This window comes from Mesorhizobium xinjiangense (assembly GCF_009749525.1).
Classification (GTDB): domain Bacteria; phylum Pseudomonadota; class Alphaproteobacteria; order Rhizobiales; family Rhizobiaceae; genus Mangrovimarina; species Mangrovimarina xinjiangensis.
The window spans coordinates 21,231-45,344 of record NZ_WOAC01000028.1 but is presented as its reverse complement, the minus strand read 5'-3'; the positions used below and the strand labels follow the sequence as shown (position 1 = coordinate 45,344).

21 protein-coding genes and 1 tRNA gene are annotated in these 24,114 nt (G+C 64.2%); 16 read left to right on the top strand and 6 right to left on the bottom strand.

Translation table 11 applies throughout. The features are described 5' to 3' along the window. Entirely contained in the window at positions 1-1,398 is a 1,398-nt protein-coding gene (locus GM909_RS22720; RefSeq protein ID WP_157019496.1) for an efflux RND transporter periplasmic adaptor subunit, read from the top strand. Between the two features lie 15 nt (positions 1,399-1,413). Here GM909_RS22720 and GM909_RS22715 read toward each other — a convergent pair whose 3' ends face one another. After that, the gene (locus GM909_RS22715; RefSeq protein WP_157019495.1) at positions 1,414-2,289 is read right to left on the bottom strand and encodes an EF-hand domain-containing protein; all 876 of its coding nucleotides are present in this window, start codon (positions 2,287-2,289) and stop codon (positions 1,414-1,416) included. 514 nt (positions 2,290-2,803) lie between these two features. Between GM909_RS22715 and GM909_RS22710 the strand changes: the two genes are divergently transcribed. Genes GM909_RS22710 through GM909_RS22695 form a run of 4 tightly spaced genes read left to right on the top strand, consistent with a single transcriptional unit; the run spans position 2,804 to position 6,258 of the window. Next, complete coding sequence (locus tag GM909_RS22710) at positions 2,804-4,153, top strand: arylsulfotransferase family protein (protein WP_235912028.1); 1,350 nt, start codon at positions 2,804-2,806, stop codon at positions 4,151-4,153. Next, positions 4,150-4,422, top strand: a complete 273-nt coding sequence (locus GM909_RS22705) for a hypothetical protein (protein ID WP_157019493.1) — start codon at positions 4,150-4,152, stop codon at positions 4,420-4,422. The genes GM909_RS22710 and GM909_RS22705 overlap by 4 nt, the downstream gene beginning before the upstream one ends. Before the next feature lie 4 nt (positions 4,423-4,426). Beyond that, complete coding sequence (locus GM909_RS22700; protein ID WP_157019492.1) at positions 4,427-5,146, top strand: hypothetical protein; 720 nt, start codon at positions 4,427-4,429, stop codon at positions 5,144-5,146. Further along, on the top strand, positions 5,143-6,258 hold the full coding sequence (locus GM909_RS22695) for a sulfotransferase family protein (RefSeq protein WP_157019491.1): 1,116 nt from the start codon (positions 5,143-5,145) through the stop codon (positions 6,256-6,258). Before GM909_RS22700 ends, GM909_RS22695 begins: the two co-directional genes overlap by 4 nt. Before the next feature lie 93 nt (positions 6,259-6,351). Here the strand turns inward: GM909_RS22695 and GM909_RS22690 are convergent. Next, positions 6,352-6,425, bottom strand: a tRNA-Gln gene (locus GM909_RS22690). A 330-nt stretch (positions 6,426-6,755) separates the two neighbouring features. Here GM909_RS22690 and GM909_RS22685 point away from each other — a divergent pair. Together GM909_RS22685 and GM909_RS22680 are read left to right on the top strand one after the other, a co-directional pair. Then, entirely contained in the window at positions 6,756-8,120 is a 1,365-nt protein-coding gene (locus GM909_RS22685) for a Ppx/GppA phosphatase family protein (protein WP_235912027.1), read from the top strand. After that, complete coding sequence (locus tag GM909_RS22680) at positions 8,117-8,848, top strand: RlmE family RNA methyltransferase (RefSeq protein WP_157019490.1); 732 nt, start codon at positions 8,117-8,119, stop codon at positions 8,846-8,848. The genes GM909_RS22685 and GM909_RS22680 overlap by 4 nt, the downstream gene beginning before the upstream one ends. On the opposite strand, the gene GM909_RS22675 is transcribed toward GM909_RS22680, so the two are convergent. Then, positions 8,773-10,266, bottom strand: coding sequence for an MFS transporter (locus tag GM909_RS22675; protein WP_157019489.1), 1,494 nt, complete (start codon positions 10,264-10,266; stop codon positions 8,773-8,775). The genes GM909_RS22680 and GM909_RS22675 overlap by 76 nt on opposite strands. Positions 10,267-10,501: 235 nt before the next feature. Here GM909_RS22675 and GM909_RS22670 point away from each other — a divergent pair, with 235 nt between their 5' ends. Both GM909_RS22670 and guaB read left to right on the top strand, forming a co-directional pair. Further along, positions 10,502-11,482, top strand: a complete 981-nt coding sequence (locus GM909_RS22670; protein ID WP_157019488.1) for an MBL fold metallo-hydrolase — start codon at positions 10,502-10,504, stop codon at positions 11,480-11,482. A 165-nt stretch (positions 11,483-11,647) separates the two neighbouring features. Next, positions 11,648-13,150, top strand: coding sequence for an IMP dehydrogenase (gene guaB / locus GM909_RS22665; RefSeq protein WP_157019487.1), 1,503 nt, complete (start codon positions 11,648-11,650; stop codon positions 13,148-13,150). 114 nt (positions 13,151-13,264) lie between these two features. On the opposite strand, the gene GM909_RS22660 is transcribed toward guaB, so the two are convergent. Next, a complete protein-coding gene (locus GM909_RS22660) occupies positions 13,265-13,579 on the bottom strand; it encodes a hypothetical protein (RefSeq protein WP_157019486.1) in 315 nt (104 codons plus the stop codon). Positions 13,580-13,701: 122 nt separating this feature from the next. On the opposite strand from GM909_RS22660, the gene GM909_RS22655 reads away from it, so the two are divergent. Next, positions 13,702-14,121, top strand: a complete 420-nt coding sequence (locus GM909_RS22655; protein WP_157019485.1) for an MAPEG family protein — start codon at positions 13,702-13,704, stop codon at positions 14,119-14,121. Here the strand turns inward: GM909_RS22655 and GM909_RS22650 are convergent. Beyond that, complete coding sequence (locus tag GM909_RS22650) at positions 14,086-15,033, bottom strand: hydrogen peroxide-inducible genes activator (RefSeq protein ID WP_157019484.1); 948 nt, start codon at positions 15,031-15,033, stop codon at positions 14,086-14,088. The genes GM909_RS22655 and GM909_RS22650 overlap by 36 nt on opposite strands. A 288-nt stretch (positions 15,034-15,321) precedes the next feature. Here GM909_RS22650 and katG point away from each other — a divergent pair, with 288 nt between their 5' ends. The 6 genes from katG to GM909_RS22620 all read left to right on the top strand — a co-directional run bounded on the left by katG (position 15,322) and on the right by GM909_RS22620 (position 23,475). Further along, on the top strand, positions 15,322-17,529 hold the full coding sequence (katG, locus tag GM909_RS22645) for a catalase/peroxidase HPI (protein ID WP_157019483.1): 2,208 nt from the start codon (positions 15,322-15,324) through the stop codon (positions 17,527-17,529). A 204-nt stretch (positions 17,530-17,733) separates the two neighbouring features. Next, positions 17,734-19,026: an RsmB/NOP family class I SAM-dependent RNA methyltransferase gene (locus GM909_RS22640; RefSeq protein WP_157019482.1), complete on the top strand. Its 1,293-nt coding sequence runs from the start codon at positions 17,734-17,736 to the stop codon at positions 19,024-19,026. 117 nt (positions 19,027-19,143) lie between these two features. Next, positions 19,144-19,602 carry a PaaI family thioesterase gene (locus GM909_RS22635; RefSeq protein WP_157019481.1) on the top strand — a complete coding sequence of 153 codons (459 nt, stop codon included), beginning with the start codon at positions 19,144-19,146 and terminating at the stop codon, positions 19,600-19,602. A 5-nt stretch (positions 19,603-19,607) separates the two neighbouring features. Further along, entirely contained in the window at positions 19,608-20,273 is a 666-nt protein-coding gene (locus GM909_RS22630; protein ID WP_157019506.1) for a 5'-methylthioadenosine/S-adenosylhomocysteine nucleosidase, read from the top strand. A gap of 71 nt (positions 20,274-20,344) precedes the next feature. After that, positions 20,345-21,907, top strand: coding sequence for a glutamine-hydrolyzing GMP synthase (guaA, locus tag GM909_RS22625; RefSeq protein WP_157019480.1), 1,563 nt, complete (start codon positions 20,345-20,347; stop codon positions 21,905-21,907). 314 nt (positions 21,908-22,221) lie between these two features. Then, a complete protein-coding gene (locus tag GM909_RS22620) occupies positions 22,222-23,475 on the top strand; it encodes a tyrosine-type recombinase/integrase (protein ID WP_157019479.1) in 1,254 nt (417 codons plus the stop codon). A 226-nt stretch (positions 23,476-23,701) separates the two neighbouring features. Here the strand turns inward: GM909_RS22620 and GM909_RS22615 are convergent, their stop codons facing one another. Then, positions 23,702-24,073, bottom strand: a complete 372-nt coding sequence (locus GM909_RS22615) for an AlpA family phage regulatory protein (RefSeq protein WP_157019478.1) — start codon at positions 24,071-24,073, stop codon at positions 23,702-23,704. Between the last annotated feature and the right edge of the window lie 41 nt (positions 24,074-24,114).

Below are 24,114 nucleotides of genomic sequence, written 5' to 3'. Positions count from 1 at the left end.
ATGCCGATGCAACCCGACCAGCTCATAAGCACATCTGGACACCAGCGGCGGCGGCGCGGTGCCATCCTCGCCGTCGTGTTGGCCGTCCTGTTCATTGCAGCCGCCAGTATCTGGATGGGTCGTGCTCATCTCGAGCGGCTGCTTGCCGGCCTCGCGGCGGCGCCCGTCGACGGCGGGTCGGCGCAAGCCGATGTGATCGACAGGCTGAAAACGCCCGACCCGGCGCCCGGGGGAGAGCCCGTGCGGCTCGTGACGCTCGAACCCCGGCCGCTGGTGCAGAATGTCGCGTTGGCCGGAACGGTCCAGGCGGGCCGGAACATCAATGTCGCCGCGCCGTTTGACGGTGTGATCGAGGACAAGCGGGTCGAGTTCGGCACGCTCGTCGAGAAGGGCGACGTGCTGGTCGTCATGGACACCGCCGAGATCGACACACGCTTGCGCGAGGCGGAGGCGGCGCTCTTGAAGGCGCGGATCGCGGTGGAGGAGTTGGAGGACTGGCAGAGCGGACCGGAGGTCGCCCGCTCCCGGCGCTCGGTGGAGGACGCCGAGGCCCAGCTCGACCATCTGGTGCGCCAGGAAGCGGAGCTCAAGGGACTTCTTGAACGGGGCATCGTGCCGCGCAACGAATATGACAACCTTGTCCAGCAGCTCGACACGCAGCGCCGCCAGCTTGCCGGGGTCCGCCAGGACCATGCGGTGCTGCTCGAAAAGAGCAACCAGACCAATCTGCGGCTGGCAGAAATAGAGCTGGAGAATGCACGCATCAACCTCGCCCAGCTTGAAGAGCGGCGCGCCGGAGCCGTGGTGCGTGCGCCGACTTCGGGCATCGTCACAAGGCCTGAACGCGAGAGCGGATCCGGCGCCTCCCAGCCGACGCAGATCGGCGTGCGCATGGCCCATGGAACAGCGTTGTTTTCCATCGCCGACATCGGGCAGATCGTCGTGCGCGCGAGTGTCGACGAGATCGATCTGATGAAGCTTGGTGCCGGGCAGGGGGCCGAAATCGTCAGCGAGGCACTGCCCGGCCATGCCCCGTTCGAGGGGCGGATCACCTCGATCGGCGCCGAGGCGTTGACCGCCGACCGCGCCGGCGCGTCGGCCGGCATTGCGCGCTTCGACGTCCGGGTCGACTTCGCCGACAGCGATGGAGCGCTTGCCGCCGGGTTGCGCATCGGCATGTCGGTGACGGTTGCCGCCAAGGTTTACGAGAATGTGGCGGCGCTGGTGGTGCCGCATGCCGCATTGCTGCGCGACGGCGCGCGCGACATCGTCATGGTCGTCGATCCGATAACCGGAGCGCGCCGGCCCATGCCGGTTTCGCTCGGCGTGCCGACGCAGACCGGCGTCGAAGTGGTCGCCGGCCTGTCGCCGGGCGCCGTCATCGCAGTGCCGAACTGAACGCGCGCTAGACGATCAACGCGGCGGCTTGTCGTCCGGTCCATGGAAGAAGGCCCGGATTTCCTCCTGCGTCACCTCACCGTCGTTGTCGGCATCCAGGGCGTTGAATATCCGGGCCTGGAATTCCTGCGCCTCCTGCAGCGACACGGCGCCATTGCCGTCGGCGTCCATGATCGCGAAGGCGAATTTCATGCGCATGCCGTGCCCTGGGCGGCGGCCGTCAGTGCGGCCTTTCATGTGGTGGCGGCCCATCTGGTGGCGGCCCATTCCATCGGCGCGCCCCATCTGTCGTCCATGAAACCCGCCGCGCCGATCACGGGCCTCGCCGACCTCGCCATCCGCTTCGCCGTCTTGTCCGGCGCGCTCCTGCATCATCTCGCGCATCATGTTGCGCATCATGGAACGCATCGATTCTTCCAGGCTGGTTTCGCTTTGTGCTTCGTCGGCCGGCTGGGCCGGCGTTTCCTGAGCCGACGCAAAGCCGTGCGATAGGACCAATGCACCGATCGCTGCGATGCCTGTCAGCGTTGTCAGTTTCGTCATGACGTCCTCCTGTTGATCGGCGAACGCGCAATTCAGTTCGTCCGGGGTTGGGGAGAATACGGCCTGGGTCCGTTCCCGCGCTACAGGCGGGACAATCAAATGATTGTTATGGACGCGGCATGAACCCGCAGGGGTTGAGGCCCGGTTGTCCCGGCGCGCGCCGTGGACCGCCGCTGCGATGCTATCAATTCCTGTGACGTTTCGTTCAGAAATTGAACTGTATGCGGGTGGCCGCACTGGCTCTTCGTCTTGCCCCCGGTCAGTGCGGCGCCCTATCCTTGTCTCTTCGGCGGGGGAACTGACAATGATTGCACCGAGGCTGCTGTCGGCACCGATGACTGCCGTCACCGGCCGGTCGCGGGTAACGGGAGCGATCCTCTGCGGCACGGATCCGAACTGTCGAGACGATGATGATGAGCAATGTGCTGATGGCGGCAGGGCTGAGCATGATCCTGCTTACCTTGGCTGCGTGCACCGAGAATCAGAAAAAGGAATATGTCGTCGAGTCCAGTAAAGAGACAGTTCCGACGAAAGACGAACCGTCGCCAATGCAATACCCGCCGATAATTCACGATTAGAATAACCATTACAAATATTTCTCTCTTATACATATAGTTTATAGTGTTTCTATTTCGCGGAGATGCGGAATGTGTATTACAAATTGTATTCAATTTTGAGGATGAGGCACGAATTCTCCCGATTCGCGCCACAAAGTCGTCTGGGTTCATTAGCGACATTCGCAGCGTGAGAGGTGGCGCGAAGGCACGCAAAGCGCCGTCGCAGCCATGGGTCGTTGGAGTGCGCGATGTCAGAATCTAACTGGGCGGATCGAAGCGAGCCAAGCAGGGCAGCAAACACATCGTTGTTGGACAGGGTTCTCAACGCAGCATTCTTCGCGGCTATCGGAGCGCTGCTCTTTGTCGCCGGCACGATTGTCGCGACCAGCGGCATATTCCCCGGCCCGCAGATATCAAGGGCCTATGAAGGCGGCAAGGCGCTCTATTCCAAGCTGTCGCAGTACCAGGACGTCTACCAAACCGACCTGTGGTATCCCGAGCGACGTCCGGACAAGGGCGTGGTGGTCAAGCAGCAGGATCGCATGCAGCCCGGGCCGACGCTCTATGCCTCGGGCAGCGCTCCGGCCGCCTTTTTGATCGATGCAGATGGCAAGCTGATCTACAGCTGGAGCAAACCGTTCAGCGAAATCTGGACGCCGCAAGCCGGAGGCGTAAAGAAACCTCAGCCCGATCCGTTCGTCTATTTCCGCAGGGTGCACGTCTTCCCCAACGGCGATCTCCTGGCGCTTTACGAAGGGGCCGGAGACACGCCCTACGGCTATGGCCTCGTCAAGCTGGACCGTGATTCGCAGGTCATCTGGAGCTATTTCGGGCACGCGCATCATCAGTTCGACATCGGCCCGGACGGCAGGATCTATGTTCTGACGCACGAATTCGTCGAGGACGAATTGAAAGGGTTCGAGCACCTTGCCAGCCCGCGGCTGGAGGATTTCCTTGTCGTCCTGTCGCCGGATGGCGAGGAGTTGCAGAAGATCAGGCTGCTCACCGCTGTCGCCGAATCCGAATATCGCCAGCTCATCTACACCGTGGCCAGTTTCGCGGTGGCTGATCCCACCCACGCCAATACGGTCGAGTTTGTCGATCGCGAGGCCGGCGCAGATTTCGCCTTCGGCGACGAAGGCGACGTATTGCTGTCCTTCCGGGCCCTTGATGCGGTCGCGGTTCTCGATCCTGAAACCGCGACGCTCAAATGGGCGACGAAGGGGCCCTGGATCGGCCAGCATGACCCGGACATCCTTGCCAACGGCAACCTGCTGCTGTTCGACAATTACGGCAATTATTCCCGTCCCAGCGGCATTTCGCGGCTCATCGAGTTCAATCCGTCCACGATGGAAATTGCCTGGCAGTATGCCGGAACCGACGATGCTCCCCTCGACAGCCAGATCCGGTCCGACCAGCAGCGCCTGGCAAATGGCAACACGCTCATCACCGAATCGAATGGCGGACGTATCATTGAAGTCACCCCGAGGGGCGAGATCGTATGGGAATTCCTGAATCCCGTTCGCGGCGGACCGGATGACGACATGATCCCCATCATCGGCTGGGCCGAGCGGCTGGATCCGGCCGACCTCGATCCCTCCTTGCTCAATCCGCAGCAACAGTCTGCCCAGCTCAATATGAAGGACCTGCCATGAAGAAGATTGCCATTTTCGTGCTGTTCGTCGTGACGGTTGGCGCACCGGGCACCGCATTCGCCTATGTCGGGCCCGGCGCCGGCCTGAGCCTGCTGGGCGCCCTGTGGGCCCTTGTCGCGGCGATTGCGACGGCGCTAATATTCGTTCTCGCCTGGCCGATCCGCCGCATGATGCGCCGGCGAAGGGCGCAGAGCAGTACGCGGGCGACCGACGGCCAGGCGACCTTGAATTCTGATCACGAGGCACGAGAGAAGAACCGGGCAGGTTGAGAAGATGGGATTTCTGGATCTCCCGGCGTCGCTGCTTGCCGCGATCGACAACTGGATGGCGCCCTATCTTCCCGCCGCGCTCAGGCTGATCCTGTGGGCCGCCATTGGCGCCGTGGTCTCCATGGAGCTCTATCGTCTGCTGTCGCCGCAGGTCAGGATCGCCGAGACCAAAAAGGCGCTTGCCGAAACCCAGCGATACGTTGCCGGGTTTGACGGCGAGTTTCATGAAGCGTGGCCGCACCTGCGCAGGATGATGTCGCTGGCATTTCACCGGATAGGGTTGGTCGTTCCGGCGACTCTTGCGGCGTCCCTGCCGATCCTGGCCGTCATCGTCTGGCTGGGAAGCCAGTACGGCGTCGCCTATCCGCCGCCCGGCCAGAACGTGCCGGTGGTCGTGGACGGCGATTTTAAAGGCCGCTGGGTCCATCGGGCCGAAGAGACCCCGCACGCGGTCGTCATGGACCGCAATGGCGGTGCGGTGGCCGACGTGCCGGTTTCGAAGCCCGTACCGGTCATTCACAAGCGGCAGTGGTGGAACATGATCATCGGCAATCCGGCCGGCTATCTGGACGACGACTTGCCCTTTAATCGCATCGACATTTCCCTGCCGCACCAGCAGGTGCTCGCATTCGGCCCCGCCTGGCTGCGCCGGTGGGAGGTCATCTACTTTGCCGCCATGATCATCATCGCCTTCGCGTTCAAATCGGTGCGGCGGATCGCATGAGCAGGACAGCAGATACGGACAAGCCGGCATCGCCGGAGATCGATCCGTGGACGCACAGGATCGGCGGTGTCGTGGAACGCTATCCGCGCTTTTGGATCAGGATCGGGGATATGGAGACCCGCCTGCTCGATGACCGGATCGGCGACATGAGGATCGACCGGCCCGTCTTCGTCACCGGCCTGGCGCGCTCCGGCAGCACCATCCTGCTGGAATTGCTCGACCGCCATCCCGAAACGGCATCGCATCGCTACCGCGATTTCCCGATGGTCTTCACACCCTGGTTGTGGAACTGGTTCGTCGACCGCGCCGCCAACAATCATCATGAAGCCCGCGAACGCGCCCATCGCGACCGCATAAGCGTCACGCCGGAAAGCCCGGAAGCCTTCGAGGAGGTCATCTGGATGGCGTTCTTTCGCCATCTGCATGATCCGTCGGCCAGCGCCGTGCTCGACGCGGCGACGCACAATCCCGGCTTCGAGCGCTTCCACCGCGACCACATCCGCAAGATGCTGGCCCTCAGGGGCGCATCGCGCTACCTCGCCAAGGGCAACTACAATGTTTCGCGCCTGCGCTATCTGAAGACGATCTATCCTGATGCGCGTTTTGTCGTCCCGGTCAGGGATCCGGTCTGGCACATCGCGTCGCTGATGAAGCAGCACCGGCTCTTCGTGTCGCTGGAAGAGCGCGATCCCCGTATCCTGGCCCATATGCGCCGCAGCGGGCATTTCGAGTTCGGGCTCGGCCGCGTGCCGATGAATCTGGGTGACGGCAGGGCGCAGGACATCGTCAGGCTGTGGCGCGAGGGAGACGAGATCGCGGGCTGGGCCGCCTATTGGGCTTCCGTATATGATCACGTTGCCGATCTGGCAGAGAGTGCCGAGCTTTCGGGGTCCGTCATCGTCGTGCGGTATGAAGACATCTGCGCCGATCCTTCCGGCATGATCGCGTCGATCCTCGACCATTGCGGCCTCGAGCCCGAAGGGCTCGCCGAAACGGCGCGGGCGACCGTCAGCGCGCCGAGCTACTACGAGCCGAAATTTTCCGCTTCAGAGCGGCAAGTCATCCGCGACCGGACGGCGGATACGGCCGCCCGTTTCGGCTATGGGCGGTGAGGGTCTGATCTGGCGGTGAGGGGTTTGGTTGCTGCATCCGTCGGCGCACGACGGCGCTGAGTTCTTTCGGAATGGGAACCATCGGAAAAGTGTTGGCTGGGGAACCTGGATTCGAACCAGGACTAACGGAGTCAGAGTCCGCTGGTCTACCGTTAACCTATTCCCCAAGAGCCCGGCGCTGCCGCATGTCCGATCTTCGGCATGCTCCGCATGGCCTCTTCATGCCCGGCGTTTTATTCATTGAGAGACAAGAGTCAAGGCCGCAGTGCCATCTTGTCGGCTTCGTGCGTTGCGCATTTGCCGATTTCCCGGCGACGGGTTCATCGAGGTCTGCCTGCGCTGAACGCGCCGCATGCCGCATTGGGCTGGATGAATTTGCGTGTCGTCGCTTTCGGAAAACCGGTTCCGATTTACCGGATGATACGTTAGAGTGCCGCCAACTCAACGATCAGGGCCCTGCTGCCGCCTATGGCTGGCGCGGGCCGAAAGGATCTTCTGTGAAAGACCCCCAGGATGGCGGGCTTCCGCCAGGTGGCGGGGCTTCGCGGGGACGTGCGGTCTCCAAACGCCGACGGCACCGCAGATCGGGCCGACAAAAGGCGGCGCGCCTCGCCGAAGGCCTAAAAGAAGCCGAAGCACCGCCCGGCGAAGCGAAGCAGGCACCGCCGCGCAAGCGGCGCAAACGCCGCCGCGCGCGCAAGGTCTATGCGCGTGACGGTGCGGCAATCACCGGCGGGCCGTCTCAACCGACCGCACCTGGTTCGACCGCACCTGGTTCGCGGACCGATGGCGCCGCCGCACCGGTCCGCGTCGGTGCTCCGCCCAAACCTTTCGTACGGACCGGCACGGACGAGGCGGCCTTCGCCGCGCTCGACCTGGGCACCAACAATTGCCGGCTCCTCGTGGCGGTGCCGACGCGGCCGGGTCGCTTCCGGGTGGTCGACGCCTTTTCGCGCATCGTGCGGCTGGGCGAAGGCCTGTCGACCAGCGGGCGACTGGGCGAGGCGGCGATGGACAGGGCGCTTGAGGCGCTCGCGGTGTGTGCCGACAAGCTCAAGGCGCGCCGCATCCGCCGGGCCCGGCTTATCGCGACGGAGGCCTGCCGCTCGGCGGAAAACGGCCAGCAATTCATCGAACGGGTGCGCGAGGAAACAGGGCTGGTCCTGGAGGTGATCGACCGCGAGACGGAGGCGCGGCTCGCCGTATCGGGCTGCGGATCGCTGGTCGAGACGGACACGCAGGGCGTGGTTCTGTTCGACATTGGCGGCGGCTCGTCGGAAATCGCCCTGATCGACATAGCCGGCCGCAGGGCGGCGCGGCTGGCCCGGCATATCGTCTCCTGGGTCTCGCTGCCCGTCGGCGTCGTCTCGCTGTCGGAGCGCTTCGGCGGTCGCCACGTCACGTCGGAGATCTTCGGCCTGATGGTCGATGAGGTGTCGGCGCATCTCCAGACCTTCGAAGGGCGCGAACGGCTGTCTCATGTCGCGTCCGGCGACCGTTTCCACCTTCTGGGGACCTCGGGAACGGTCACGACGCTGGCCGGAATCCATCTCGGCCTGCCGCGTTACGACCGGCGCCGAGTCGACGGGTTGTGGATGGACAACGGCGAGGTCGATCGGATGATCGGCACATTGCTCGGCTGGGAGTTCCAGCAGCGCGTGGACAATCCCTGCATCGGTGCAGACCGGGCCGATCTGGTTCTGGCCGGCTGCGCCATATTGGAGGCGATCCGGTCCGTCTGGCCCTCGCAGCGCCTGCGGGTCGCCGACCGGGGCCTGCGCGAGGGCATCCTGACCGAACTCATGGCCGAGGAAGGCGTGTGGCGCCGCGGCCGCGGCAAGGCGAAGGGAGGCCGGCCATGAAGAAGCCGTCTGGCACTGCCGGGCCGCGCGCATTGAAGACGCGCATCAAGAAGAAGCGCGGCCTGAAGAACTCCTCGCGGCGCTGGCTGGAGCGCCATCTCAACGATCCCTATGTTCATCGTTCGAAGGCCGAGGGCTACCGTTCGCGCGCCGCCTACAAGCTGATCGAGATCGACGACCGCTACCACATCCTGAAGCCGGGCGCGCGCATTGTCGATCTGGGCGCCGCGCCGGGCGGATGGAGCCAGGTCGCCGCGCAGCGCATCGGTTCGACCGACGAGGCGCCGACGATCGTCGCGATCGACTATCTGGACATGGATCCGGTGCCGGGTGCCCACTTCCTGAAGATGGATTTCCTCGACGACGAGGCCCCGGCGCGGCTGATCGAGACGCTGGGCGGCGCACCCGATCTTGTCATGTCGGACATGGCCGCGCCGACGACCGGTCACCGCCGCACCGATCATCTGCGCACCATGCATCTGTGCGAGGTCGCGGCCGACTTCGCCATCGAGACCTTGAAGCCCGGCGGGCATTTCCTGGCCAAGACGTTCCAGGGCGGCACGGAGACGAGCTTGCTCGACCGCCTGAAGCGTCATTTCCGCACCGTCCACCACGTCAAGCCGCCGGCCTCGCGCGACGCGTCGGTCGAGCTCTATTTGCTGGCGCGCGATTTCAAGGGACGTTCGGACGAAGGCGGTGCCGAAGAAGACGTCGGGGACGCCGGATAAGCGGCCGCCAGCGGGGTTACGCCGGTGCGCGAATTGTCGCCGCCGATGCGGTGGCCCGAGACGGCATTGCCCGCATCCGCGGACAGCGCGGCAAACGGCAGTGCGGCGATGGCGGTGATAAGCGCGACGATCACGAAGGCGGTGGAAAAGGCGGCGAGTTCCAGCGTGCCGGCCGCGAAATGGGCGAACGCCTCCAGGATCGCCCCGGCGATCGCGACGCCGAGCGCGATGCTGATCTGTTGCGACACCGCCGCGATGGCCGTCGCCTGTCCGGCCTGGCTGTCGTCGAGATCGGCGAAGACCAGCGCATTGGCCGAGGTGAAGAACAGCGAGCGCAGCACGCCGCCTGCCACCAGCACCGCGATAATGGCCCAGACCGGCGTTTGCGGCGTGAACAGGGCAATCGCCGCGATGAACACGGCCCCGCCGACGGCCGCCATCACCAGCACGGTGCGGAAGCCGCCGCGCTGCAGGGTCGAGCGGGCCATGAATTTCATGCCGATGGCGCCGAAGGCTCCGGTGAAGGTCAACAGCCCCGACTGGAACGGCGTCATGCCGAAGCCGAGCTGGAACATCAGCGGCAGGAGAAAGGGAATGGCGCCGGCGCCGATGCGAAACAGCGACGAACCGGATATCGCTGCGCGAAAGATCGGATTGGCAAACAGCGCCGGATCGAGAATGGGATTGGCGATGCGCCGCGCATGAACCAGATAGAGGGCGCCCGCGGCGAGGCCGACGACCAGCGTCGCCAGCCCCACCAGCGGCGGCAGTGCCGGCAGGCTGACCACCGACAGGCCGAACACGACGCCCGAGGCCGCAAGCCCGGCCAGCACGAACCCCTTGAAGTCGATCGTTCCGGGTGCATTGACGTCGATCTCCGGCAGATGGATCCAGGCCGCGGCAATGCCGGCCAGGCCGATCGGCACATTGATCAGGAAGATCCAGTGCCAGCTTATATAGGTGGTTATGAAGCCGCCGACCGGCGGTCCGACCAGCGGGCCGACAAGGGCCGGGATCGTCAGCCAGGCCATCGCGGAGACAAGCTCGCTCTTGGCCGTGGTGCGCACGAGCACCAGCCTGGCCACCGGCGTCATCATCGAGCCGCCCATGCCCTGCAGGAAGCGCGAGACGACGAAGGCCTCGAGCGAATTGGCGAAGGCGCAGGCGATGGAACCGATCATGAAGACCCCGATGGCCGCGCAGAAGACGCGCTTGGCGCCGAAGCGATCCGCCATCCATGCGCTCAGGGGAATGAAGATCGCGATCGACACCAGATAGGCGGTCAGCGCCAGCTTGAGCGCGATCGGACTGGTGTCGATGTCGGCGGCGATCGCCGGCAGGGACGTCCCGATCACCGTCGAATCCATTTGCTCCATGAACAATGCGACGGCGAGGATGAGCGGGATCGTGCGATTCAATTGTCTGGTCCGGATGGCCTGAAGCGCGCCCCGCTTAGCATGTTGCCTCCGGCCTGTCCCGAGGGAACCGTTCGTCCAGGCGAACCCTGGAGCGAGCGTCGTCACGAAACTTTGAATGGCCCGTCGTGGTGTCGAAAGGGCTTCCGCACCTAAACTCGCGCTTGCATGCCGCTGAGCGAATGCACCGGCCTGAGCACACAACTTGAGCATACAACAGGGAAAAGGGGAGTTGGCGATGAAGAGCTCGATCGACCGCCGTTCGGCGCTGAAATTGACCGTTGCGGGCGGCGCGCTGCTTGCAACACCTCAGATCATGATACGGGGAGCCCATGCACAGATGAGCGAGTCAGAACTCGAACCATCCGGTTTCAATCGCTTCAAGCTTGGCCAGTTCGAGGTCACGACCATCCTCGACGGCAAGCGGGCATATGAAAACACGGCCGAAACCTTCGGCATCGATCAGCCGCCGGAAACGGTGGCCGAACTGCTCGCGGGCGAATATCTGCCGGCCGACCACTGGATGAACTCGTTCACGCCGACGCTCGTTCGTACGGGCGATGATCTGGTTCTCTTCGACACCGGCCTCGGCGAGGGCGCCCGACAGAATGGCCTCGGCAGGCTGCGCGAGCGGCTGGGTGCTGCCGGACATACGCCCGAGGACGTCACGATCGTCGTCATCACCCATTTCCACGGCGACCATATCGGCGGCCTGATGGAGGGCGAGGCGCCGGCCTTTCCCAATGCGCGCTACGTTGCCGGCCAGGTCGAATACGACTTCTGGACGGCGCCGGAGCGCCTGTCCGGGCCCATGGAAAGCGGCGCCAGGAACGTCGAGGCGAAGGTCAAGCCGCTGGCCGACAAGATGGCCTTCATCGGCGACGGCGACAGCGTCGTGTCCGGGATCACCGCCATGGCCGCCTTCGGCCATACGCCCGGCCACATGATCTTCATGCTGGAATCCGACGGCAAGCAACTGGTCCTGACCGCCGACACGGCCAACCATTACGTGGCCTCGCTGCAGCGCCCGGACTGGCATGTGCGCTTCGATGTGGACAAGGAGGCAGGCGTGGCCACGCGCAAGAAGGTGTTCGACATGGTCGCGGCCGACAGGCTGCCCTTCATCGGCTATCACATGCCGCCGCCGGCCATCGGCTTCGTGGAAAAGGTCGGTGAGGGCTATCGCTTCATTCCCGAGACCTACCAGCTCGATTTTTGAGGCGCAGCCCGGCGCGCGGGGGTGACGCCTGTCATCGCCGCGCGATGACTTTTCATTGTCATCGAGACGTGTTACCAGCCACCGCCAATCCTGAAAGGGAAAACCGGAAGATTCGACGCGGTCGGCAAGGGCGCGGCGTCGGTCTCCATTTTTCAAGGAATGGCCATGGCGAAGATCATCGAGACCGCAACCGGCGCCGAGGCGCTCACTTTCGACGACGTGCTTCTGCAGCCCGGCCATTCCGACGTCATGCCGGGTCAGACCGACATCCGCACGCGCATCGCCGGCGACATCGAGCTCAACATTCCGATCCTCTCGGCGGCCATGGACACGGTGACCGAATCGCGCCTCGCCATCGCCATGGCGCAGGCCGGCGGCATGGGCGTCGTCCACCGCAATCTGTCGCCGAGCGAGCAGGCCGAGGAGGTCCGCCAGGTCAAGAAGTTCGAGTCCGGCATGGTGGTCAATCCGGTCACGATCGGCCCCGACGCCACGCTGGCCGACGCGCATGCCCTGATGCGCGCACACGGCATATCGGGCATCCCGGTGGTGGATAATGGCGGCGTCGGCGGTCATGTCACCGGTCGCCTGATCGGCATCCTGACCAATCGCGACGTCCGCTTCGCCTCGGATCCCTCGCAGAAGGTGGCCGAATTGATGACGAAGGACAACCTGGTCACCGTCAGCGAGAATGTCGACCAGGAAGAGGCCAAGCGGCTCTTGCACCAGCGGCGTATCGAGAAGCTGCTGGTGGTCGACGATAGTGGAGCCTGCGTCGGCCTGATCACCGTGAAGGACATCGAGAAGTCGCAGCTCAATCCGAACGCCTGCAAGGACGCCCAGGGACGGCTGCGCGTGGCGGCGGCGACAAGCGTCGGCGATGACGGCTTCGAGCGCGCCGAGCGGCTGATCGAGGCGGGCGTCGACCTGCTCGTCATCGACACCGCGCACGGACACTCGCAGCGTGTTCTCGATGCGGTCACGCGCGCCAAGAAGCTCTCCAACGCTGTGCGCATCCTGGCCGGCAATGTGGCGACCGCGGACGGCACCAGGGCGCTGATCGATGCCGGCGCGGACGCCGTGAAGATCGGCATCGGTCCGGGATCGATCTGCACGACGCGCGTGGTGGCCGGCGTCGGCGTGCCGCAGCTGTCGGCAATCATGTCGGCCGTCGAGGCGGCCGACAAGGCCGGCGTCGGCGTCATTGCCGATGGCGGCATCAAATATTCGGGCGATCTGGCCAAGGCGCTCGCGGCCGGCGCGCGCGCCGCCATGGTCGGCTCGCTGCTGGCCGGTACCGAGGAAAGCCCGGGCGAGGTCTATCTCCACCAGGGACGTTCCTACAAGGCCTATCGCGGCATGGGCTCGGTGGGCGCCATGGCGCGCGGCTCGGCCGACCGCTATTTCCAGGCCGAGGTGCGCGATACGCTGAAGCTGGTGCCCGAGGGCATCGAAGGCCAGGTGGCCTATAAGGGGCCGGTCGGCGGCGTCCTGCACCAGTTGGCCGGCGGGCTGAAGGCGGCGATGGGCTATGTCGGCGCGCCCAACCTGGAAGAGTTCCGCAGCCGCGCCACCTTCGTGCGCATTTCCGGCGCCGGCCTGCGCGAAAGTCACGCCCACGACGTGACGATCACGCGCGAAAGCCCCAACTATCCGGGCATGGCCTGATCTAGCGCGCATTCGCTTCAAACAGTTCCGTTCGAAGCAAAGATATGCGCGCCAGATCAATATGCTGGAACATGTACCTTTCGCTCAAACGATTCCGTTTGAGCGGGACATGTTCTAGATCGCGACCGAGCGGCGTTGGCCGTCCTTGTCTTCGCCGGCGTCGGGCCAAGGCTCCTCTTGGTAGGCGCGCAAGGCGATATCGAGAGACGGCGACAGGGGCCAGGCTTGCGGCGACGGTTCCGCAGAGGACAAGCTGCGCGAGGCAGCGGGATCGGGCAGGGTAACTGCCGTGCCCGATGATGCTTGGCTTTCGCTGCCCGTTTGCCGCGCGTTGCCGGACGGACGAGCGAACAGGCTTAGGGACTGGATGATCGCGGCTGCCAGGTCGGCGTCCAACGCCTGATCGCGGGGATCGTGCGGACCGGCCATGATGCGCGCTGCGCGATTGATTGACGGGAAATTCACGGTCGGCTGCTTCTGTTCAGATCAAGCGCATTGTTCTGCGACGTGGTTAAGGCGGCGTTAATGCGCCGAAGCGAAAGGAGCACGCGATGAATGCGACTGCGATCGTCTGGCCGCTGATTGCCCATGTCGTCCTCGTCTACGCCGTCTATGGCTTGTTGTCGCTGCGGCGGTTTTCGGCCGTGAAAGCGGGATCGGCGACCAACGAGCAGTTCCGCGACAACGTGATCGAGCCGGCCGAAAGCCGCTACGTGCGAAACAATCTGCAAAACCAGTTCGAGCTGCCGGTCCTGTTTCACTCCGTCTGCCTGGCGCTGTTGGTGACGGAGGGCGTTTCGGGAGCCATGATCGCAATGGCATGGATCTTCGTTGCTTCGCGCTGTGCCCATGCCTGGATGCAGGTGACAAGCAACCGGATCCGCCATCGCAGCCCGTTCTTCATGGTCGGCTTTCTGGCGCTCGCCCTGATGTGGCTATGGCTGGGGCTCCATCTGCTTGGCGGCGTCTGAAGGAGCATCCGTGCTGCCCGGCGTCGCGATTTCCCTGACGGCGCGCGCCAGGGCGCGGCATTCGTCACCGCGCGGGCTGTTGCGCCGCCAGGCCAGGCAGATGGTGCGCGCCGGCGCCGGCTCGGCAAAGGGCACGAGCTTGAGATCACGCATGGTGCTGGTGGCTTCAAGTGCCATTTCCGGAACGAGCGTGATGCCCAGGCCATGCGACACCATCTGCAACAAGGTCGTCAGGCTGGTTGCGCCGTAGCTCGCCATGGCCACCGGTTTTACATGGCCGCAGACCGCCAGCGCCTGCTCGCGCAGGCAGTGGCCCTCCTCGAGCAGCATCAATCGGTCGAGGGCAAGGCTTTCGGGCGGGACCGGATGCGAGGTGAAACTCGGATCGGCCGCCGGCACGGCCAGAAAGAACCGATCCTCGAACAGCTTTTCACTGGCAAGGGCCGGTGTTTCAAGGGGCTCGGCGGCAATGAAACCGTCGAGACGGCCATTCAGCGCATCGTCGATCAGCGTCGTCGTCATGGCCTCGCGCAGTTCGAGCTGCAGTTCGGGAAAGCGCTGCCTGATGGCGGGCAGGGCCTCGGGCAGCATGTAGGGCGCGATCGTCGGGATGATGCCGAGGCGGAACCGTCCCTGCATCGCCTGGCGTCCGCGCCGCGCAATCGCCTCGATATCGCGCAACTCTTCCAGGATGCGGGCGATGCGCGGTCTGAGCAGCCGCGCTTCCTCGGTCAGGCGCACGACGCGCCTGTCGCGCTCGAACAGCCGACAATTGAGCCTTTCCTCCATTTCGGCGATCTGCGCCGACAGGGCCGGCTGGGTGACGCCGACGATCTCGGCCGCCCGGCCGAAATGCATCGTGTCGGCCAGGGCCTGGAAATATTCCATCTGTCTCACGGTCAATCTTATCATAATGAAAAATTATCACAGGAAATAGGAATCGCAATTTGAATCTATCGTGAATCGGTCGTAACTTTTGAATTGTTCCAAACTGGAGTGACAAGCACACTCCGGTTCGCCATCTTCCGGCCTCACGGCCCATGCGAGGAAGCCCGCCTGATGACAGATTGTCCAACCTGGCCACACGGATCGGCCCGCGCGCTGCGCCGAACGTGACGTGAATGCCTCTGCCGCGACGATCGGGCGCCGGGCGGAACAGATATATCGAGCGAATTCGAAGACCACAGATCGGAGAGAGACATGGACGCTAAAGCTGAAAAGGCCGGCACCTGCCCGGTGGTGCACGGCAACACGAATGTGAACATGCGGTCGAACCGCGACTGGTGGCCGAACCAGCTCAACCTCAAGATTCTCCACCAGAATTCTTCCCTGTCCGACCCGATGGGCACCGGCTTCGACTACGCCGAGGAATTCAAGACGCTCGACCTGGCGGCGGTGAAGAAGGACCTCACCGCGCTGATGACCGACAGCCAGGAATGGTGGCCGGCCGATTTCGGCCATTATGGCGGGCTGATGATCAGGATGGCATGGCACTCGGCCGGCACCTATCGCACCGGCGACGGACGTGGCGGCGGCGGCAAGGGCCAGCAGCGCTTTGCGCCGCTCAGCGCCTGGCCCGACAACGTCAACCTCGACAAGGCGCGCCGTCTGCTGTGGCCGATCAAGCAGAAATACGGCAACAAGATCTCCTGGGCCGACCTGATGATCCTCGCCGGCAACGTCGCGCTGGAATCCATGGGCTTCAAGACCTTCGGCTTTGCCGGCGGCCGCGCGGACACCTGGGAGCCGGAGGAAGACGTCTACTGGGGCGCAGAGAAGGAATGGCTGGAGCTCAGTGGCGGATCCAACAGCCGCTATTCGGGCGAGCGCGAGCTCGAGAACCCGCTGGCCGCCGTTCAGATGGGCCTGATCTACGTCAACCCGGAAGGCCCTGACGGCAACCCGGATCCGCTGCTGGCGGCCAAGGACATCCGCGACACGTTCGGCCGCATGGCCATGAACGACGAGGAGACCGTCGCGCTGATCGCCGGCGGCCACACCTTCGGCAAGGCGCATGGCGCCGGCGATGCCTCACTCGTCGGGGCGGACCCCGAAGCCGCCGGCCTCGCCGAGCAGGGGCTTGGCTGGAAGTCGAGCTTCGGCAGCGGCATGGGCGACGACACGATCGGCGGCGGCCCCGAGGTGACCTGGAGCCAGACGCCGACGCAGTGGAGCAACAACTTCTTCGACAACCTGTTCGGCTACGAATGGGAGCTGGAAAAGAGCCCGGCCGGCGCCAATCAATGGGTGGCGAAGGATGCGCCGGAATCCATTCCGTATGCGCGGGATGCCTCGAAGCGCCGCAAGCCGACCATGCTGACCACTGATCTCTCGCTGCGCTTCGATCCCGATTACGAGAAGATATCGCGCCGTTTCCACGAGAACCCGGATCAATTCGCAGACGCCTTTGCCCGCGCCTGGTTCAAGCTGACCCATCGCGACATGGGCCCGAAATCCCGCTATCTCGGCCCCGAGGTTCCCGAAGAGGACCTCATCTGGCAGGATCCAATCCCGGCCGTCGACCATGAACTGGTCGATGCCAAGGATATTGCCGACCTCAAGGCGAAGATCCTCGCCACCGGTCTGACGGTGCCCGAACTGGTCTCCACCGCCTGGGCCTCGGCCGCGACCTTCCGTGGTTCGGACAAGCGCGGCGGCGCCAATGGCGCGCGCATCCGCCTTGCCCCGGCCAAGGATTGGGAGGTCAATCAGCCCGCGCAGCTTGCCAAGGTTCTGGCAGCCCTCGAAGGCGTCCAGAAGGCCTTCAACGATGCCCGGACGGGCGGCAAGAAGGTTTCGCTTGCCGATCTGATCGTGCTTGCCGGTTCGGCCGGCATCGAAAAGGCCGCCAAGGCGGCCGGTCACTACGTCGAGGTTCCCTTCGCGCCGGGCCGCACGGACGCCTCGCAGGAGCAGACCGATGTCGAGGCCTATGACGTGCTCGAGCCGGTCGCCGACGGCTTCCGCAACTATCTCAAGGCCCGTTACACGGTGCCGGCCGAAGAGCTGCTGATCGACAAGGCGCAGCTCCTGACGCTGACCGCTCCGGAAATGACGGTGCTGATCGGTGGGCTGCGGGTGCTGGGGGCGAACCATGGCGGTTCCAGCCATGGCGTCTTCACGGACAAGCCCGGGACGCTCACCAACGACTTCTTCGTCAACCTGCTCGACATGGGCACGGCCTGGAAGGCGGTGTCGGAGGACGAAGACGAGTTCGAGGGTCGCGACCGCAGGACGGGTGCGTTGAAGTGGACCGGCACGCGCGTCGACCTCGTTGTCGGCTCGAACTCGCAACTTCGCGCGCTTGCCGAGGTCTATGCCCAGTCGGATGCCGGTGAAAAGTTCGTCAAGGACTTCGTCAGGGCCTGGACCAAGGTGATGAACGCCGACCGTTTCGATCTCGCCTGATCGCCGCGACAGGTCCGAGACAATGCCGGCAGGGCGCGGAGTTCCGCGCCCTGCCTCTTTTTGTGCCGGGCCGGCAGGGCGCGGAGTTCCGCGCCCTGCCTCTTTTTGTGCCGGGATGGTCGCTGCGACCGCGCCGCGCTTGTGCGCCTCACCGTGACAAGCTACGAGTTGGCCAACGGGTAAGCCGAAGATGGGAAAACCTGAATGCGCTTGGGCGGACGGCTGTCTGCAGCCATCGAAGTTCTTCACGATATTCAATCACGGCACCGGCCTGCGGCCGAAGCGCTGAAGGATTGGGGCTTGTCGCATCGCTTCGCCGGGGCTGGCGACCGTGCCGCGATCGGCAATATCGTCTATGACGCGCTGCGTCGTCGCCGTTCGGCCGCCTGGTTGCTCGGCGACCAGACGCCGCGCGCGCTGGCGTTCGGCGCGCTGCTTCTGGAATGGGGCGAATCCGCTTCGTCTCTCAACGCCGCCCTCGAGGGCGATCATTTCGCGCCGCCCGCAATGAGCGAGGACGAGCTTCGCGCGGTGGAGGCCAATACACTTGCTGCCGCGCCGGCCGAAATCTCGGCCGATTGCCCCGACTGGTGCGCCCCCTATCTTGAACAGGCCTTCGGATCCGCATGGGCCGAGGAGGGCAGGGCGCTGGCCGCGCGGCCGCCGCTCGATCTGCGCGCCAATACGCTGAAATCGAGCCGCGAGCGCGTGCTGGCCGAACTGGCCGGGCAGGGCGCCGTGCCGACCCGGATTGCCAGCGACGGCCTGCGCATCGCACCCGTGGAAGGCGGCCGCAGACATCCCAACGTTCAGGCCGAGCCTGCCTTTCGCAAGGGCTGGTTCGAGGTGCAGGACGAAGGCTCGCAGATTGCCGGCGAGCTTGCCGGGGCGCTGGCCGGCATGCAGGTCCTCGACTATTGCGCCGGCGGCGGCGGCAAGACGCTGGAACTGGCCGCGCAGATGAACAATCGGGGCCAGATATTCGCTCATGACGCGGAGAAGACGCGCCTGGCGCCGATATTCGATCGCTTGCGCCGCGCCGACGCGCGCAATGTGCAGGTCGTCTCGAAGGCCGACGAGCTCGAAACGCTCGGCGGGCGCATGGACATCGTCCTGGTCGATGCGCCGTGCACCGGATCGGGAACCTGGCGCCGCCGCCCCGACGCCAAATGGCGGCTGACCCAGCGCCAGCTCGACCTTCGCGTCAATGAACAGGCGCAGATCCTCGACAAGGCGAGCCGCTTCGTCAAACCGGGCGGGCGCCTCGTCTACATCACCTGCTCGGTCTTTCCGCAGGAAAATGGCGGCCAGCTTCGCTCGTTTCTCGCGCGCAATCCGCGGTTCCGGCCGGTCGACCACGACAAGCTCTGGCAGGGCACTTTTGCCGACCACGCCGGGCGTGTCCGCATCGACGGCGAGGCCGGCGTCGTCATGACGCCGCACTTGACCGGCACGGACGGCTTTTTCTTCGCCGCAATGGAGCGCAATCCCCAATAGCGCCGGTTTGTGCCGGCCGGCGATATGAACAGCGGCTGATTTTCGCAGTGCAGCATTTATCATTGCCGGGCTTTGCCGGCTTTGCGATAAGTGCAAGGAAAGCGGAGAGGACACGCCATGGCTGCCAAGATCGTTCCGGAGGCCGACTTCGAGGAGCGCGTGCAGGCGAGCTTTGCCCGCCAGAACGCGATGAAAACGGTCGGCGCCGAACTGACACGCGTCGCGCCCGGCATGGTCGAGATCGAGATGCCGCATTCCGACGGCTTCACCCAGCAGCACGGCTTCCTGCATGCCGGGGTGATCTCGATGGTGCTCGATTCGGCCTGCGGCTACGCGGCCTACTCGCTGATGCCGCGCGATGCGGCGGTGCTGACCATCGAGTTCAAGGTCAACCTGCTGGCGCCTGGAAAGGGCGAGCGCTTCCTGTTTCGCGGCAGCGTCACCAAGCCGGGACGTACGATCATTGTTGCCGACGGTCAGGCCTACGCCTTCGACGAGACGGGCGAGGCCAAGCTGATCGCCACCATGACCGGCACCATGATGACCGTGCTCGGTCGTGCGGGGATCGAAGGATGAGCGCCATGCCGCGCATCGACGTTCCGCTGACGGCGATGGGCGGGCGCGACGTCCTGTTCGTCATGGCGGTCGATGCCGAATACGGCCCCCATCTGAAAAAGCGGTTCAAGCCCTTGATGACCGGCGTCGGCCCGGTCGAGGCGGCTGTCGAGCTCACGGCGGCGCTTGCCGCTGCCGCTCGGCGCGACCGCCTGCCGGGCCTCGTCGTTTCGCTCGGTTCGGCCGGCAGCAGGGTTTTGGAGCAGACCGAGGTCTATCAGGCCATGTCGGTCTCCTATCGCGACATGGATGCTTCTCCGCTGGGCTTCGACAAGGGCACAACACCCTTCCTCGACCTTCCCGCCACCTTGCCCCTGCGGCTGCGTGTGCCCGGCATCAAGGAGGCGAGCCTTTCGACGGGCGCCAATATCGTCTCCGGCGCGGCCTACGCAGAGGTCGATGCCGATATGGTGGACATGGAAAGCTATGCCTGCCTGCGCGCGACGATGCGCTTCGGCGTGCCGCTTGTCGTCCTGCGCGGCATTTCCGACGGCAAGGCGGAATTGCGCCATGTCGGCGATTGGACGGAATATCTGCACGTTGTCGACGAGACACTGGCCGCGGCGGTCGACCGGCTGGAAACGGCGATCACCGAGGGCACGCTGGACGCCGGCGCGGCGCGGGGGACCTGATCGCGCGCCTCTTGGCTCCTGGCAGCCGCTTCAAGCTTGCACAATTGCGGCGACTTCTTTATGGGCTCGACATGAACACGACCTCCCATCCCGACACCGTCCTCATCATCGATTTCGGCAGCCAGGTAACGCAGCTGATCGCCCGGCGCGTGCGCGAAGCCGGCGTCTATTCCGAGATCGTCCCCTTTCAAGCCGCCGGCGAGGCTTTTGCACGGTTGCATCCGAAGGCCGTCATCCTGTCCGGCGGTCCGGCATCGACCGTCGATACCGGCAGCCCGCGGGCGCCCGACGAAATATACGACGCCGGCATTCCGGTGCTCGGCATATGCTATGGCGAGCAGACCATGTGCGCCCAGCTCGGCGGCAAGGTCGAGGGTGGACATCACCGCGAGTTCGGCCGCGCCTTTCTCGACGTGAAGGAGGATTCGGCACTCTTCGAAGGGGTGTGGCCCAAGGGCACGCGCCACCAGGTGTGGATGAGCCATGGCGACCGCGTCACGGCGCTCCCGCCGGGCTTCCAGGTGATCGGCACTTCGACCGGCGCGCCCTTTGCCGCGGTCGCCGATGAGGATCGCAGGTTCTATGCCGTGCAGTTCCACCCCGAAGTGGTGCACACGCCGGACGGTGCGCGGCTCCTGTCGAATTTCGTTCACAAGATCGCCGGGCTGAAGGGCGACTGGACCATGGCCGCCTATCGCGAGCAGGCCATTCAGGCGATCCGCGATCAGGTGGGCGACGGCAAGGTGATCTGCGCCCTTTCGGGCGGGGTCGATTCCTCCGTGGCGGCGCTTCTCACGCACGAGGCGGTGGGCGACCAGCTCACCTGCATCCTGGTCGACCATGGTCTGATGCGCAAGAACGAGGCGGCCGACGTGGTGGCCATGTTCCGCGAGCACTACAATCTGCCGCTTATATTGGTCGACGCGTCGGAGCGTTTTGTCGGGGCGCTGGAAGGCGAGGCGGATCCGGAGACAAAACGCAAGACGATCGGGCGGCTGTTCATCGAGGTGTTCGAGGAAGAGGCGAAAAAGCTTGGCGGCGCGGATTTCCTGGTGCAGGGCACGCTCTATCCCGACGTCATCGAAAGCGTCTCCTTCACCGGCGGCCCCTCTGTCACCATCAAGTCGCACCACAATGTCGGCGGGCTTCCCGAGCGCATGAACATGAAGCTCGTCGAGCCGCTGCGCGAACTGTTCAAGGACGAGGTGCGCGTGCTCGGCAAGGAACTGGGCCTGCCCGAAAGCTTCATCGGTCGTCATCCCTTCCCCGGGCCGGGGCTGGCGATCCGCTGCCCTGGCGGGGTGACACGCGAAAAGCTCGACATTCTGCGCGAGGCCGACGCGATCTATCTCGATGAAATCCGCAAGGCCGGCCTCTACGACGCCATCTGGCAGGCCTTTGCCGTGCTCCTGCCCGTGCAGACGGTGGGCGTGATGGGCGACGGCCGCACCTATGAATTTGTCTGCGCCTTGCGCGCCGTCACCTCGGTCGACGGCATGACGGCCGATTTCTACCACTACGACATGGACTTCCTCGGCCGCGCGGCAACCCGCATCATCAATGAGGTGCGCGGCATCAACCGCGTTGTCTACGACGTGACGAGCAAGCCGCCGGGCACCATCGAGTGGGAGTGATCCGGCGTCCTTCGCAGCCTATCGCGATCGATCGTAAATCGACGTATCTATTTGAAAAGAAAATAAAATTTCTCTCTACCTATCGCGATCTATCGCGGGTAAGCGAGATCATCTGACGGTATGGCTGACGGTATCTGAAATATCGTCAAGGGGTCGCTTTTCAAATACCGTCAGCGCCGCGAAGCCAAGAAGCCTATCCATTTCACACATAACATGCTGATATTAAAAGGAAGCATGAAAGAGTTGACGGTATTTCGTGTGACGGTAAAAATGAGCCATTCGATGTGGTATTTTGCGTCGGAAAGGCCTTTCACATGCTTACCGATCTCGCACTTAAGAAGCTGAAGCCAAAAGAGAAATTGTACAAGCTGTCGGATCGCGACGGTATGTATGTCGCCGTCGCGCCATCGGGGCTAATTACCTTCCGCTACGACTACCGTCTCAACGATCGCCGCGAGACGTTGACCATCGGACGCTACGGTCCGGACGGCATCGGTCTGTCCGAAGCCAGAGACCGATGCACGGCCGCAAGGAAGTTGGTGGCAGAAGGGCAATCTCCGGCTCTCGAGAAGCAGCGCAAGAAGCGGCGGCTGACACCTGCTGCGAGCTTCAGGGAGGTCGGCAGGCGCTGGCTCAGCGAGGCGCGCATGGCCGATAGCACGCGATCCATGCGCAAGACGATCTTCGACCGCGACATCCTGCCGGCATGGAAGAACCGACTGCTGACCGAGATCACGCCGGAGGATCTGCGGACGCTCTGTCACAAGGTGAAGGATCGCGGCGCGCCGGCGACTGCCATCCATGTCCGCGATATCGTCAAACAGGTCTACGGTTTCGCCATCCTCCACGGCGAGAAGATGCGCAACCCGGCCGACGACGTAGCCCCCGCCTCGATCGCGACCTTCGTCGCCAAGGACCGCGCGCTGACGCCGACCGAGATCCGGATCATGCTTCAGGAACTGGAGCATGTGCCGACACTGCCCACCATCCGCCTTGGCCTCCGGCTGATCCTGCTGACCATGGTGCGGAAGAGCGAGCTTCTGGAGGCGACCTGGGACGAGGTGGATTTCGAGAGCGCCGTGTGGAGCATCCCGAAGGAGCGGATGAAGCGCGGCAAGCCCCACAACGTCTATCTGTCGCAGCAGTCGCTCGACATCATGATCGCGCTCAAGACCTGCGCTGCAAACTCGCGCTACGTGCTGCCGTCGCGCTACGAGGCGGACGAGACGATGTCGAAAGCCACGTTCAACCGCATCACCATGGCCATCATGGAGCGGTCGAAAAAGAAGGGTTTGGCGCTGCAGCCGTTCACGGTTCACGATCTGCGACGGACCGGCTCAACATTGCTCCACGAGCTTGGCTTCAACAGCGACTGGATCGAGAAGTGCCTCGCCCACGAGGAGCGACGTTCATCCCGCAGTGTCTACAACAAGGCTGAATACGAGCAGCAGCGCCGCCACATGCTCCAGGAGTGGGCCGACATGATCGATGCCTGGGTCGCGGGGCAGAAACGGGTGCCGACGCTCTATCCCCCGTCGATGCAGCTGTTGGCCCCGGATGCTGGCTGACATCTTCGCGCCCTGGCACCCCTTAGCCGAACCGTCGGGCTATCGACGTGCATCAGCGCGTGAATTTTGATCACCAAACGCGAAATCCGATCACTCGCGAGCGGGTGTGATTATCGGCCACCGCGATGCGGCGCTTCCGGCCGCTCTGCTCCGCGTCACGTTTCGAATCCTCTCAATGATTGGGAGTATCCGGTTCCGGAAAGAGGTGGTGGACGATCGACATCACTCACTGTCGGACCGGCCGAGTACGACGCTGACGAACATCTGGGATTGGGGCACGCCGCAGCGAAGCATCTTCCGAGGCACGCCGCCGATCTTCGATCCATGCCTCAATCTCGCTCAAGTCCCATACGACGCAGCGCGGCGTCAGAAAAAACCGCTTCGGAAACTCACCACGCCGCTCCATTTCGTAAATTGTCGTGTCCGCAAGCGGGACGATCTTGCGCAGTTCCGGGCGCCGTATCGCACGTTTGAAGGGAAGCGGCGCCGCTGGAATGAATCTGCCGTTGCCCGAACCCGGATCATCGCTCGCTCCCCTGTGTGTGGGCACCTGTTCAGCAATCGAGCGAGACGTCTTTCGGTCTCCATCGGCAATCATGGCCCCACCTCTCGGTCGATATTCAAGTACCATCAACCTGT